Origin of the sequence: Halococcus qingdaonensis (assembly GCF_024508235.1) — an archaeon.
Lineage (GTDB): Archaea > Halobacteriota > Halobacteria > Halobacteriales > Halococcaceae > Halococcus > Halococcus qingdaonensis.
Genome location: NZ_CP101943.1, coordinates 1,902,495 through 1,915,873 on the forward strand (window position 1 = coordinate 1,902,495; position 13,379 = coordinate 1,915,873).

Consider the following 13,379-nt stretch of genomic DNA (forward strand, 5'->3'; position numbering starts at 1 on the left):
ACATCGATCCGGCCGCACCCCGATCGACGACGAGTTCTCTGCTTTCGACAGCGTTTGTTCGCTCTGTGGAGAATTGGTTTTTGGGATGCCGAAAATATGTTTTCTGAACAGCAACAGTTAAGTGGGTTGTCCACCTACAGTAGAGTGTAATGAGCTTCCAACAGTCCGATTCCGAGCTCCGACAGGAGTTCGGGACCGTCGAGGAGTCACCGGCGCTCCGCATCGAAGAGGAGCGCGCAGAGCAGATCATCGATGCGCTGAACGCCGATCTCGCCGCGTCGTACGTGCTCTACCACCAGCTCAAGAAACACCACTGGAACGTCGAGGGTGCGGAGTTCCTCGAACTCCACCGGTTCCTCGAAGAAGCCTACGAGGACGTCGAGGAGCAGGCCGACGCCATCGCCGAGCGCGCGCAGGCGATCGGCGGCGTCCCGGTCGCCGGCCCGACGAATCTCGCCGATCACAGCTACGTCGACTTCGAGGGCGAAGACGTCTACGACGTCCGCACCTCGCTGCGCAACGACATGGAGATCTTCGGCGACATCGTCGAGCGGTTCCGCGACCACATCGAGCTCGCCAACAGTCTCGGCGACTACGCCACCGAGGAGGTCCTCAGGGACGCCATCGACGACTACGAGGAACACGCCCACCACCTCGAACACTACCTCGAAGACGACACGCTGGTGGTCGACGAAGCGACCCACTAAAACCCGATTTTTTAGCGTTCGAGCGGAACGGTCGTATCGGTCGAGATCCAGCCGTCGGCGTTGTCCGCCTCGATGAAGACGCTTCGTTCGAGAGAGGTCGAATGGATCGAGACATCGCTCTCAGCGGTCGTAGTGTCGTCGGCGCTCGTCAGTTCGGAGGGAACCGCCATACCGGTGTTAGGCAGGCCTAATTCTATAAGCGTTTTGGTCGGCCTAATTCCCCACAATCAGTCGTCGGCGTGGGTCGCGGGCCGGTAGCCCCGACTGATCGCCTTCCACTTGCCGGTCCAGAACCGGTAGTAGTTGACCGCGGCAGGGACGGCCATCAGCGTCACGATTGCGAGCGCCAGCCCGGCGAGTCCAAGCTGTGTCGTCGCGCCCGCGTAGGCCAGCGGCAGTGCGACCACGTAGCCGAGCACCTGCCCGTAAAACGGCCAGCGCGTATCGCCGCTCGCACGTAGCGGACCGGTCGCCGTCCGCGAGAGTCCTTTGAAGACGATGCCGACGCAGGTGGCGTAGATGAGCGTCACGGCGACCGACAGCGTCCCTGTCGTCGGATCGTCGACGAACACGCGCGCGATCGGGTCGGCGAAGACGGCGACGAGTATCGCCGAAACGAGGTAGACGGCGACGCCGAACCGGATGACCTCCCGGCCGTAGGCCTCCGCGGTCGTCTCGTCGCCCGTACCGAGCTCCTGGCCGACGAGGCTGGAGGAGGCGAGGCCGAACCCCCAGCCGGGCGTGTTGAGCAGGTCGCGCACGCGCTGGGCGACGACGAACGCCGCGACGACCGCCGTCCCGAACAGATCGACGATCGCGAGCATCGGGAACTCGCCGAGCCGCCACGCGAGGTTCTTCCCGATCATCGGCATGCCGATGCGCAGCAGCCGGCGGATGGTTGCCCCGTCGAAATACGTGCCGAACGGGGCGACGGTGACGGGGAACGACCCGATCAGCGGGACCGAACCGGTCGTGAAGCCGGTGGCGAACGTCGTCGTGACGACAATGTTGGCGAGCACGGTGCCGATCGCCGCGCCGACGACACCGTAGCCGAACCCGAAGATCAGGATCGCGTTGGCTGCGATGTTCAGCACGGCTCCACCGGCACGGATGACCATCGGCGTCCACGCGTCGTCGGTCCCGACGAGCGTGCGGCTCCCGATGAGGTTCACTCCGGCGAAGGGAACGCCGAACGCGACGACTTCGAGGTAGTCGGCACCGAGCGCCACCACGTCCGGGTCGTCGCTGAGAACGCCGATGAGCGCGCTCGGATAGGTGTGAAAGAGGATTGCGACCGGCAGCGTCAGCACGATCACGCAGACGACGCTCGATCGGACCGCCTGACCCGCCGGCCTGTTCGCGCCGTAGGCCTGTGAGACGAGCGCGATGGTGCCGCTGGCAAGCCCGCCGCCGAGCGCGAACGCCATCCCCCAGTAGGGTGCGGCGAAGCCGACGCCGGCGATCGCGCCCGTCCCGATCGCCGCCCCGACCATCGCCACGTCGGCGGCGCTCTTGGACATCCTGGCCAGTCCGGTGACGATGCGTGGCCACGCGAGCGTCGTCGCTCGGCGGGCACGCTCGCGTTCGATCAGGCCGGCGCGAACCAGCACGAGACCGACCCAGTAGACCACGAGCCGGACCGGATTCGGGAGTTGCTGCACTCTTTCGAGATCGGTGTGGCGGGATGAAATGGGTTCCGTCCTCGGCAGGTGCGACTGGCTTCGGCCGTTTCGCACGCCCGGCCCGGGACCGACCACCTGATATTCTGATTACATAGTTTAGTTCGTACTTCATTCAATTGTGTCTCAGTCCATCGTATTCGATCAGTAGCACTGACCGGACATGGTACCGTTAAACGATGAACCACAGCAGTACCGGAACAATTAATTGATTATCTCTTCAACCGACGATGCATGGCAGAAGCGACCGAACGACTCCAGCGATATCTCGAAAACGAACTCGGCGAGTGCCGAGACGAGGACGTCGAGCAACGACTCGACGAACTCGGCACGCTCGAAGCGGCGCTCGGCCCGGCACAGGTCGACGCCGAACTCGATGTCCTCTCCGCACTCGCCAGCGAGACGCGCTACACGCTCGCTCGTGTGCTCGTGGCCGCCGGCGAGGAACTCTGCGTCTGCGAGCTCAACGCCGTCGTCGACGTGAGCGAGAGCGGGCTGAGTCACGCGCTCTCGGCGCTCGTCGACGCGGGGCTCGCGACCGGGCGCAAGGACGGACGGTGGAAGAAGTATCGTGCGACGAATCGCGCCATTACCCTCGTGACGGTCCTCGACGGGAGCGTGAGCGATGCGTAACGTCGACCACGAGCATGGCCCGGACTGCGAGTGCGAGAGCTGCGGCGACCCGCGCTCGATGGATTTCCTCGACAAGTATCTCACCGTCTGGATCTTCGGCGCGATGGCCATTGGCGTGGGGTTGGGCTATCTCGCCCCATCGGTAACCGAACCGATTCAGGATCTCCACCTCGTGAAGATCGGTCTCGTACTGATGATGTACCCACCGCTGGCGAAGGCCGACTACTCGCAGCTCCGGACAGTGTTCGGCAACTGGCGCGTACTCGGGCTGAGTCTGATCCAGAACTGGCTCATCGGGCCGACGCTGATGTTCGGGCTCGCAGTCGTCTTCTTCAGCGGGCTCGTCCCCGGCCTGCCGGCCCGTCCCGAGTTCTTCCTCGGGCTCGTCTTCATCGGGATGGCGCGCTGTATCGCGATGGTGCTCGTCTGGAACGAACTCGCCGAGGGTTCGCCCGAATACGTCACCGGGCTGGTGGCGTTCAACAGCCTCTTCCAGATCGTCACTTACGGCGTCTACGTCTGGTTCTTCGGACTGTTCCTTCCGCCACTGCTGGGGATGGACTCGCTCGTCGCTGGCATCACGACCTTCGATATTAGCCCGATGCAGGTGTTCCAGGCGATCGTGGTCTTCCTCGGCATCCCCTTCGTTGGCGGCTTCCTCACGCGCTACGCCGGCACGCGCGTCAAGAGCGAGGAGTGGTACGACGAGGAGTTCGTCCCGAAGATCGACCCGCTGACGCTGGTCGCGCTGCTCTTTACCGTCATCGTGATGTTCGCCACGCAGGGCCAGAGTATCGTCGCCCAGCCGGGCGACGTCCTGCTGATCGCCGTGCCGCTGACGATCTACTTCGTGGTGATGTTCTTCGTGAGCTTCGGCATGGGAAAGGGGATCGGTGCGGACTACTCGACGACGACCGCGATCGGCTTCACCGCGGCCTCGAACAACTTCGAGCTGGCCATCGCGGTCGCAGTCGCCGTGTTCGGCGTCGGCTCCGGCGTCGCCTTCACCACCGTCGTCGGCCCGCTCATCGAGGTGCCAGTCCTGCTTGCACTGGTCAACGTCGCACTCTACTTCCAGCGAACGCTCGACTGGCGCGCCACCGGAACCGATGGCCCTACTGCTGCGGAATCGACTGCCGACGACTGATTCGTTTCTTCATCGTCGCATCGATGGTCGATGGAGCCGACACGTCCGCGTTCGTTCGCGTCCGAAACGTCGAGTGATCGTGCAATTGACGAAAACTGGTAATTCGGAATGTGAACGGAACAACCGCTGCACCGAAGCCGAGTGGTTCTGAGAGTTGTCAGTGGAGCCGTAAACGTGATCAGACGGTGTCGACGTCCGTGCCAACCGAACAGACGTACTCGCCGGTGGCGACCTGCGGGAGCCGGCGGGTGCGCCAGAACACGCCGTCGACGTCGGCGGTCGTCTCGGCTTTCACGCGCCCGAAAGCGTCGGTCACGCGGAAGAGACGATCGCCCTGCTCCACCGAGTCGCCGAGATCGAGCTCGAAATCGACGAGTCCGCCGGCGGGCGCGCCGTACTGTTCGAAGCCGGTCGCGCGGGTCTGCTCGCCGTTCGTGATCTCGCCGTCGAGGAAGCCGTAGGCGGTGAGGACGTTCATGACGCCCTCGACGCCCGTATCGATGCTCTCGGGATCGAGCCCGACTGCGCCACCGAGTTCGGGATCGATGGTGGGGATCCCTTCGTCGGGAGCGGCACGGGCGAGCTGGCCGTCGGGTCCCTTCTGGTCGAGGACGTGCCCGCAGTCGAACGTCTTCGCGAGCGAGAGACACTCGTCGTGGAGATGGTGACGCGGGCCACAGCGGACGCGCGTCTCGTGGATCATCCGACTGGTCGAGCCCTGATGGAGATCGAGCGCGAGATCGGCGCGCTGGACGGCCTCGAAGGTGGCCGCGGCGATACGCTCGGAGGAGGTGCCGTGCTCGTCGCCGGGGTAGGCCCGGTTCATCTTCGTGTCGTCGATCGGGTTGCGGTGCTCGGCCACGCGGAAGCCGTAGACGTTGACGATGCCGACGACGAGGATCGTACCCGACAGCTCCGTGGGATCGAGCTGGGGGACGAGCTCGCGGACGACGCCGACGCCGTTGAGTTCGTCGCCGTCGCTCGCGGCCTGGATGTAGAGCGTCTTGCCCGCCTCATCGCCGTTGATAACACAGACGGGCAGCCCCGCCCGAGCGCCGTCACGCGTCTCGCCGATCGGCAGTCGCCCGGTGTCGACCTCGCCGGGAGCGGCGCTCGCAGTTCCGAGGCTCGTCATTGGTTGATGGGACTCGCCGATAGCCTTGAGGCGTTCGATATGCGAACCGAACCGACGCGGATTTGTCGATGCCGGCGATAGTTGAGGCGTGTCGAGCAACGCCCCCGAACGGCCACCGACCGCACAGTTCATCGCGGCGCTGTCGGTGGCCCGGAACGCGAAGATCGGGCTCGCCAGCGGCGTGGTCGTCGCGGTGCTCGCCTACGCCTACCGCGTCTTCGAGATCGCCGGCCCGTCGGTCGACACGCGCGGCTCGCCGCTGCTCTTCCTCTCGCTGGCGCTGACGCTCGTGCTCGCGGTCGCCGCACTCGTCACCGTCGGGCTGACGCTCGTCTCGGCCTACCGCCTCGCCCGCGAATCGTAACTGTAGCCGAACACAGCCCACACGATCACGGAATCGCCAAATCGATCTGTCGGATATCACCAGCCCAATAGTTATTGGCCGTCTCGACGGAGTGCAGTCGATGGATCAACACCGGTCGATGCCTCCCTGGTGGCGGTACTGGAACTTCGGCGTCGGGCTGTTGCTCCTCGTCGCCACCGGAGCGCTGTACGTTCTGTTCGACCCGCCGACGACACTCGAACAGTTCGAGCTTCTCCTGTTCGTTCTGGTTGCACTCCTCTTTTTTCTCTCCGGACTGGAAATCCAGTTCAGCGTCGGAGCACGACGAATGCGGGAGCGACAGTTCGTCGCCGCTGCACAGCTGCTACTCGGCGTCGCGCTTCTCTGGTCGCCGGCCGTTTCCGTCCTCGAACAGGCCGTCGAACCGTACGACGTCGTCGCCTTGGCCTCCGGACTGTTTATGCTACTGATTGGTGTCGGGACGGTGTACCGTCCGGCTGTGTTCGGACCGTACGACAGCGCTGATTGAGCGCCGATCTGTATCCCCGTTCACTGCTCTCCGGCGAGCGCGCCGAGTCGCTCGGCGGCCGTCCGCGGCCCCTTCGCGAGCAACACGTTGCCCGCCCGGAGTTCGGTCTCGGGACCGGGCGAGATCTCCCACTCGTCGTGCGCGTTCGTCACCGTCTCCGTCGTGACCGACTCGTCGGTGACGTCCTCTCGACCCGCCCGCCGGACCGCGATGACGCGCATCCCCGTCTCGGTCTTGACCATCCGCCCGCCGAGGGTCGCGCCGTCGAGATCGCTGTCGCGGCCGACGGTCAACCGGACGATCACCTCGTCGGACTCGCCGACGGCCTCGGCGATGACCGGATGCGAGCCGAGCCCTCTGAGGACGCCTTCACTGATCTCGACGGCAGCGTCGGAGATGACCTCAGTGCTGCGTGCGAGATGGACGAGTCCGCGCAGCGAGACGGGATCGTCGACCCGGCTCGCCGCCCGGAGCGTCCAGGCCTCGAAGCGCGACTGGAGCGCGTCGACCTCGGCCTCCAAGTCGACCACCTCGTCGGCGAGATTCGTACTGTCGAACAGTACCGCGCCGTAGGCCAGATCGACGGCGAGCTCGCTCATGTTCTTCATCAACACCACTGAATCGGTCGCGCGTTCGAGATCCGAGATGCCCGGTTCGGGCGGCTCCGGCGGCGTGTAGGCCGTCGCAGTGGTGCTCTGATAGACGCCTTCCAGTGCTTCCTCCGGTCCGCGAAAGAGCACGACATCGTCGACCTCCAGGGTGGTCTCGCGGTCGGGGTTGAGCACCCACTCGCCGGCCTGTCGCAGCGCGATCGCCCGTACGCCCGTCTCGCTTTCGAGATTGAGGTCACCGAGGGTCTGCCCGGCGAAGCGCGCGTCGGTATCGACCTGTGCACGCACGATCGTCTCGACGGCGTCGGGCAGCGCCCCACGGATCGCCTCGGGCAAACCGATCTCCTCCAGGACGACCTTGGCGATGTCGCCGGTCGCATCGCTCACCTTCTCTGTCGCGCCGACGATCCCCATGACTGGCGCGAGCGCCTCGGCATCGTCAGGGCTGCGGGCGGCCATCAGCAAACTCATCCGTGTCTTGAGCTGGAGGACGTCCATCTCGGATTCGAGTTCGAGCACCTCGGCGGCGACCTCCCGGCTATCGAGCAGCACCGCCGAGTACGAGAGGTCGATCATGAGCTCGGCGATGTCCTTCATCTCCGCGAGGAGCCGCTTGACGCTCCGTGGCTCGTAGCCGACCTCCCGTGACATACGCCGGAATTCGACCGGGCCGGTCAAAAGGTTGCCGTGGCGCAACGGTAATGCTTTTCCCGGAAGGTAGGGAAGCAGAGACATGGCCGACGACCTCCAGAAGGGCCTCGACGATGTGCTCGTTGCCGAATCATCGCTCAGCTATATCGACGGTGATGCCGGGCTGCTCGCCTATCGCGGCTACGACATCAAGGACCTGGCGCGCGAGGCGAGCTACGAGGAGGTCCTCTCCTTGCTCTGGCGCGGCGAACTCCCCGGCCGCGACGCGCTCGACGAGTTCGCCGACGAACTCGCCGCCGAACGCACGATCGACGAGTCGGTCATCACGACGCTCGACGGTCTCGCTACCGCCGACGAACGCCCGATGGCCGCGCTCCGAACCGCGGTCTCGATGCTCTCGGCGAGCGACCCCGAAGAGAGCGATCCCGACGACCTCGACGCCTCCCTCCGAAAGGGTCGCCGTATCGCCGCGAAAGTGCCCACCGTTCTCGCGGCCTACGACCGCCTGCGCAACGGCCAGAAACCCGTCGAGCCCCGCGAAGACCTCGGCTACGCCGCGAACTTCCTCTACATGCTCGACGGCGAGGAGCCCGACGACGTGGCCGCCGAGACCTTCGACATGGCGCTCATCCTCCACGCCGACCACGGGCTCAACGCCTCGACGTTCACCGGGATGGTCATCGCCAGTACGCTCGCCGACACATACAGCGCCGTGACCGGCGGCGTCAGCGCGCTCGCGGGCTCGCTCCACGGCGGCGCGAACCAGGACGTGATGGAAACCCTGCTCGAACTCGACGAGAGCGAGAAGGACCCCACCGACTGGATCCGCGACGCCATCGACAACGACCGCCGGATCCCCGGCTGGGGCCACCGCGTCTACAACGTCAAGGACCCGCGTGCCGAGATCCTCACCGAGAAATCGAAGGATCTCGGCGAGAGCTCCGGCGAGAAGAAGTGGTACGACTACGCCGCCACGATCGAGGAGTATCTCACCGAGGAAGAGAACTTCCCCGAGAAAGGGCTCGCACCCAACGTCGACTTCTACTCCGGCACCGTCTACTACCAGCTCGGCATCGATCTCGACATGTACACCCCGATCTTCGCGATGAGCCGTGTCGGCGGCTGGGTCGGCCACGTTCTCGAATACCAGGAGGACAACCGCCTCATCCGCCCCCGCGCACGCTACGTCGGTCCCGAGAACCGCGAGTTCGTCCCGATCGACGAACGGTAAACAACCCCCCACTTTTTTCGACGGGGGCATCGCGCGCCGTAGGCGCGCTCAACCCCCGTCCAAAAACCTGGACTAAAAACTCCTGCTCGCTCCCTGCGGTCGCTCGCAGTGAACCGCGCTCGTTCCACTCGCACGGATGCGACGCTTTCCGCAAACCGCACAGCACCGCAGAAGCCCTCACTCGCTCCCACCGGTCGCTCGTTCGCCCTTCATCCACCAGGAGAGCAAGCTCTCCTGAGCCTGCGGTCGCAAAGCGACCGCAGACGCCAGGCACCGCCACCGCAACCGCACCGCGGCCGCGCCGCAGGCGGCGCGAAACCACCGCACTGGACCGTCAGGTACTGGTTCGCGACGCGCGTTCGAGCGGTATGCCACCCGAACTCCAGTGTGTTTCCTGTGGCAATCGCTACGCCGACCGCTGGCGGTGTACGTGCGGGCATCCCCTCGATTTCGTCGATCGACCGCTACCCGAAGAATCTTCGCCCGCACCGACCACCCTCGACACCCGCGAGGGCCTCTGGACGTTCGACGAGTTCTTCCCGATCGAGCGCCGCGTCACGCTCGGCGCGGGCTGGACACCGCTCGTCGACAGCGAGGGACGGAGTCCATCGAAGAGCCGAACGGACACCGGCGACGCGCCCGACTGGAACTGCGCGTTCAAGCTCGAATCCGTCTCGCCCACGGGCAGTTTCAAGGATCGCGGCGCGGCGCTGACGGTCTCGCGAGCGCTCGCCTGCGGGGCCGAACGGGTCGTCGAGGACTCGTCGGGCAACGCCGGGACCGCGATCGCGACCTACGCGGCCCGAGCTGGCCTCGAAAGCGAGATCTACGTCCCGGCAGACGCGACCGCCGCGAAACTCCGCGCGATCGAGCGCACGGGAGCCGACGTCGTCCGCGTCGAGGGATCGAGAGAAAACGTGACGGAGGCGGCCATCGACGCGGTCGAGACGGGCGCGGGCTGGTACGCGAGCCACGCGTGGCGACCGTCGTTTTATGCCGGCACCAGCACCATCGCCTTCGAGATCGCCGCCCAGCGCGACTGGCACGCCCCCGAGGCCGTCGTCTGCCCGCTCGGCCACGGCACGCTGTTCCTCGGCCTCTGCCGCGGCTTTCGCGCGCTCGCCGACGCCGGCTGGATCGACGACCCGCCACGGCTGCTCGCCGCTCAGGCCGCCGGCTACGCTCCGTTCGTCGAGGGTTCAGATGACGACAACGACCGCGCCGACGGCATCCACATCCGCGAACCGGTCCGCGCCGACGAGATCGAGGCAGCCATCGCGGCAACGGACGGCGACGCGATCGCGATCGACGCCGTGGCGACCGACCGCGAACACGAACGCCTCCACGAAGGGGGCTTCCCCGTCGAGCCGACGAGCGCCGTCGCGCCCGCCGCGCTCCGGGAGTATCGTGAGCGCGGGGTGCTCGCCGATGACGCGGATGTGGTGGTGCCGCTGACCGGGCGGGCGAAGAACTGATTCAGAGGAGCGTGTCGAGCCGTTCGACACTGGTCTCTATGTAGCCCCAGTCGAGCGTGAACGCCTCGATCGAGAGCGTGCCGGTCCAGTCGTCTCGAAGGGGGTCGAGGATCGTCTCGAAATCGAGCGTGCCGGCACCGAACGGAAGGTGTTCGTCGCTGGCTCGGCGGGTATCGTTCAGATGGAGATGGGTGACACGATCACGATGGCTGTCGAGAAAGTCGGCCATGTCCGTCGAGTCCATCCCGTTCATCCGCGCGTGACCGGTGTCGAGAGTCATGCTTGCGCCGGTCGCGTCGAACAGGCGCGGGAACCGTTCGGTGGGGAAGAACTCGCCGGGGATGTTCTCGACGCAGACCTCGAACCCGTGTTCGCTCGCGAAGCTCTCGAGTTCGCGTACCGAATCGAGCAGGTGTTCGCGGAGCTCGTCGTGTTCCCACGCGGGCGACCAGGCCGACGTGCTCGCGTGGACGACACCCTTCTCAGCGCCGCAATCGACCGCCGTCTCGATCGCCGCCAGGAGTTCGCGCAGCGCGCCCTCGCGAACGTGTTCGAACGGCGAGGCGATATCGAGCGCGAACGGGAGATGCACCGCGAGATCGATCCCGTTCTCGACGGCGCTCTCCCGGACCGCCTCGGTATCGAGCCGGTTTCGCACATGTCGCCCGTCCATCATCAGCTCGACGAAATCCAGGCCGAACGCGTCGGCACGCGCGAACGCGTCCTCGTACTCCATCCCGATCTGCGTGACGAATCCGCGTCGAATCCCCATGCACGCGCTCGGGGACGCGAACGCTTGAATCCGCGGCGTCAGCGCTCGGGATGGACCGGTGCGTCGAACCCGCCACGCACCAGCGGTTTGGCGATATGGCGGCGCGCACAGGGTGGCACCTCGTACCATCCCCGTTCAAGATCGCGCTCGATCGACTGCTCGACTTTCCCCGGCGCGCTCGTCCCACACCGCCGGCAGCGATAGCCCTGTCCGCGGCCCGCGCTCTCCATCGAGCGCCCACAGTCGGGACAGGCGGGAACGACGCGTTCGGTCGTCACGAGATCGCGGACGGCGAACTTCTCGAGTTTGAGTGTTCCATCCGAGACTTCGCCACAGACGGTGAGTTCGTCACCGATCTGGAGCGCGCGCACCCGATCACGAAAACGCTTCGTCGGCTCGAAGGCCGCACAGGCCATCGTCGCACCCTCGTCGTCGAGTTCGAAGAAAACGTGGCCACCCTGGCGCGTTTCGGGCGGCGTCGCCACCCGACCGTCGAGGCGATACGATCGCCCGTCCTCGCTGGTGGCGATCGTCCCGTCACGCAGGTGCGCGTCGGTACCCTGGTTAGTGACGAACAGAGCCGCTCGTTCTACGGGTTCACTCTCGATGCGCTCCGCGACGGCACGCACGACATCGGGATCGTCGCCGCGAACTCCGTGGAGGATCGGGCCGGGCGCGTGCGGCACACAGACCATCGCATTCTCGCCGTGATCGACCGTATCCCACGCGTCCGGATAGCCCCAGTCGGCGGCCGCGAACAGCGAGTCATGGTCGACCTCACGTGGCGTTCCACGTCTCTCGGCCTCTCGATAGCTGATGTGTTCATAGGTCGGATCGTCGAAGGCCCACCACGCACCGACCGCTGCGAGCGCGCCGATGAGACCACGCGCGTTGCCCCGCCCCGCGTGGCGATAGCCAGCGGCGTCGATCCGCGCCTCGGCCTCGGCACGCACGAGATGCTCGCGAACCGCCCGGCGTGAGAACGCCACGACGGGCTCCGGGGCCGTCTCGCCCGGAGCGACTACGATCCCGGGGTTCGTCCGCGGATCGTCGGTCTCGGCGAACGCATCGACCGCCTCGCGAGTGATCGAGAGGGCTTCGTCGGTGGCGAGATCGGTGTGCACACAGAGCGCAGCGTTGCCCCGCGTCTTGTGCTCGACGGCGGGGTTCAGTCTGGCGAGCACCAGTCGCTCGACCGTTCCACCGGCCGCACGCACCGCCGCGGCGACCCGCACGGCGAGATACGTCGTACACATCCCTCGCTCGCGCGAATCGCTGTCGTCGAGCCCGATGAGCGTCACACCGGTTCTGGGAAGCCGTCGCTCAACCGCGTTCCGGCTCACATTTCATATATAACTCTTTTGCCGTGGAACAACGAACCGCCCGACGAGACGGTCTTCCGCCGGCACAACCACTATATACGATGCGCTACTTACGTGTGGGTATGTCCCGGTCCGCGCTCGTCGGCAACGTGACGGCCATGCTCGAAGACGCGGGCTTTCTCGTCAGCGAGCGCTGTGCGGTCCGCCCGAAGAGCTTCGACGTGGCTGCACGTCGCGACGACACGGTACTGCTGCTCAAGATCCTCGGCAACATCGACGCCTTCGATGCCCGCACCGGCATCGAGATGCGGCGACTCGGCACGCATCTCGACGCCACGCCGATGGTCATCGGCCTGCGAACCCGCGACGAGGAGCTGAAACCCGGCGTGATGTATCTCCGACACGGCGTGCCGGTCCTGAGCCCCGACACCGCCCTCGACCTGTTCATTGAGGACGTCCCGCCGATGATCTACGCTGCCCCCGGCGGGCTCTACGTCAACATCGACGGCAAGGTGCTCGCCGACGAACGCGAAGAACGCGAATGGAGTCTCGGCCGCCTCGCATCGGAGCTCGGCGTCTCACGACGCACCGTCTCGAAATACGAGGACGGCATGAACGCCTCCGTCGAGGTCGCCGCCAAGATGGAGGACCTGCTCGACGCACCACTCGTCGATCCCGTCGACGTGCTCGACGGTGCCGAAGACCCCGACGACGAGGACGCGACCGACGACGAGACCGACGACGCGCTCGTCGCCGTGCTCACACGGGTCGGCTTCGACGTCCATCCGACGACGCGCGCACCGTTCAAAACCGTCAGCGAGGACGATGGCGACGAGGAGAACGTCCTCACCGGGCACTCGGCGTTCACACAGACCGCCGAGAAGCGCGCCCGCATCATGTCCTCGCTCGGCACCGTCACCCGCACGCGCTCGGTCTACGTCGTCGACGACGCCAGCCGCGACGCCGTCGAGGAAACCGCACTCATCGAACGCGAGGAGATCGACGCCATCGACGATCCCGACGCGCTGCGCGAGCTGATCCGCGAACGCGCCGAGAGCTCCGCCTGAAGCCCGAACCTTTTTACTGCGGAGGGTCGCCTTCGGCGACCCCCGCTTGCAAAAATGTTCATCAAAAACTTCCGCTC

General features: G+C 65.8%; 14 protein-coding genes. 8 read left to right on the forward strand and 6 right to left on the reverse strand.

Annotated elements, in window-relative coordinates:
- The first annotated feature begins 149 nt into the window (after window positions 1–149).
- Window positions 150–707, forward strand: a complete 558-nt coding sequence (gene dpsA / locus NO363_RS09790) for a DNA starvation/stationary phase protection protein DpsA (protein ID WP_256684742.1) — start codon at window positions 150–152, stop codon at window positions 705–707.
- A gap of 11 nt (window positions 708–718) precedes the next feature.
- Here dpsA and NO363_RS09795 read toward each other — a convergent pair whose 3' ends face one another.
- Together NO363_RS09795 and NO363_RS09800 are read right to left on the reverse strand one after the other, a co-directional pair.
- Window positions 719–877, reverse strand: coding sequence for a hypothetical protein (locus tag NO363_RS09795; protein ID WP_162832749.1), 159 nt, complete (start codon window positions 875–877; stop codon window positions 719–721).
- A 57-nt stretch (window positions 878–934) separates the two neighbouring features.
- Entirely contained in the window at window positions 935–2,368 is a 1,434-nt protein-coding gene (locus NO363_RS09800; protein WP_256684744.1) for an MATE family efflux transporter, read from the reverse strand.
- A 252-nt stretch (window positions 2,369–2,620) separates the two neighbouring features.
- On the opposite strand from NO363_RS09800, the gene NO363_RS09805 reads away from it, so the two are divergent.
- Complete coding sequence (locus NO363_RS09805; RefSeq protein ID WP_256684746.1) at window positions 2,621–3,019, forward strand: ArsR/SmtB family transcription factor; 399 nt, start codon at window positions 2,621–2,623, stop codon at window positions 3,017–3,019.
- Window positions 3,012–4,166: an ACR3 family arsenite efflux transporter gene (gene arsB / locus NO363_RS09810; RefSeq protein ID WP_306169484.1), complete on the forward strand. Its 1,155-nt coding sequence runs from the start codon at window positions 3,012–3,014 to the stop codon at window positions 4,164–4,166. The genes NO363_RS09805 and arsB overlap by 8 nt, the downstream gene beginning before the upstream one ends.
- Window positions 4,167–4,344: 178 nt before the next feature.
- Here arsB and NO363_RS09815 read toward each other — a convergent pair whose 3' ends face one another.
- Entirely contained in the window at window positions 4,345–5,301 is a 957-nt protein-coding gene (locus NO363_RS09815; protein WP_256684748.1) for a succinylglutamate desuccinylase/aspartoacylase family protein, read from the reverse strand.
- Window positions 5,302–5,389: 88 nt separating this feature from the next.
- Between NO363_RS09815 and NO363_RS09820 the strand changes: the two genes are divergently transcribed.
- Both NO363_RS09820 and NO363_RS09825 read left to right on the forward strand, forming a co-directional pair.
- Window positions 5,390–5,665, forward strand: a complete 276-nt coding sequence (locus NO363_RS09820) for a DUF7536 family protein (protein WP_007739346.1) — start codon at window positions 5,390–5,392, stop codon at window positions 5,663–5,665.
- A gap of 160 nt (window positions 5,666–5,825) precedes the next feature.
- Window positions 5,826–6,173 carry a DUF7994 family protein gene (locus NO363_RS09825; protein WP_256684749.1) on the forward strand — a complete coding sequence of 116 codons (348 nt, stop codon included), beginning with the start codon at window positions 5,826–5,828 and terminating at the stop codon, window positions 6,171–6,173.
- Window positions 6,174–6,193: 20 nt separating this feature from the next.
- On the opposite strand, the gene NO363_RS09830 is transcribed toward NO363_RS09825, so the two are convergent.
- On the reverse strand, window positions 6,194–7,435 hold the full coding sequence (locus NO363_RS09830; protein WP_256684751.1) for a potassium channel family protein: 1,242 nt from the start codon (window positions 7,433–7,435) through the stop codon (window positions 6,194–6,196).
- Window positions 7,436–7,517: 82 nt separating this feature from the next.
- Here NO363_RS09830 and citZ point away from each other — a divergent pair, with 82 nt between their 5' ends.
- Both citZ and NO363_RS09840 read left to right on the forward strand, forming a co-directional pair.
- A complete protein-coding gene (gene citZ / locus NO363_RS09835; RefSeq protein ID WP_256684753.1) occupies window positions 7,518–8,666 on the forward strand; it encodes a citrate synthase in 1,149 nt (382 codons plus the stop codon).
- Between the two features lie 368 nt (window positions 8,667–9,034).
- The gene (locus NO363_RS09840) at window positions 9,035–10,141 is read left to right on the forward strand and encodes a pyridoxal-phosphate dependent enzyme (RefSeq protein ID WP_256684755.1); all 1,107 of its coding nucleotides are present in this window, start codon (window positions 9,035–9,037) and stop codon (window positions 10,139–10,141) included.
- Window position 10,142: 1 nt separating this feature from the next.
- On the opposite strand, the gene NO363_RS09845 is transcribed toward NO363_RS09840, so the two are convergent.
- On the reverse strand, window positions 10,143–10,913 hold the full coding sequence (locus NO363_RS09845; RefSeq protein WP_256684757.1) for a sugar phosphate isomerase/epimerase family protein: 771 nt from the start codon (window positions 10,911–10,913) through the stop codon (window positions 10,143–10,145).
- A gap of 38 nt (window positions 10,914–10,951) precedes the next feature.
- Window positions 10,952–12,214 (reverse strand): tRNA(Ile)(2)-agmatinylcytidine synthase, encoded by a 1,263-nt coding sequence (locus NO363_RS09850; RefSeq protein ID WP_256684758.1) that lies wholly within the window; start codon window positions 12,212–12,214, stop codon window positions 10,952–10,954.
- 143 nt (window positions 12,215–12,357) lie between these two features.
- Between NO363_RS09850 and NO363_RS09855 the strand changes: the two genes are divergently transcribed.
- Window positions 12,358–13,302 (forward strand): transcriptional regulator, encoded by a 945-nt coding sequence (locus NO363_RS09855; RefSeq protein WP_256684759.1) that lies wholly within the window; start codon window positions 12,358–12,360, stop codon window positions 13,300–13,302.
- Window positions 13,303–13,379: the final 77 nt, after the last annotated feature.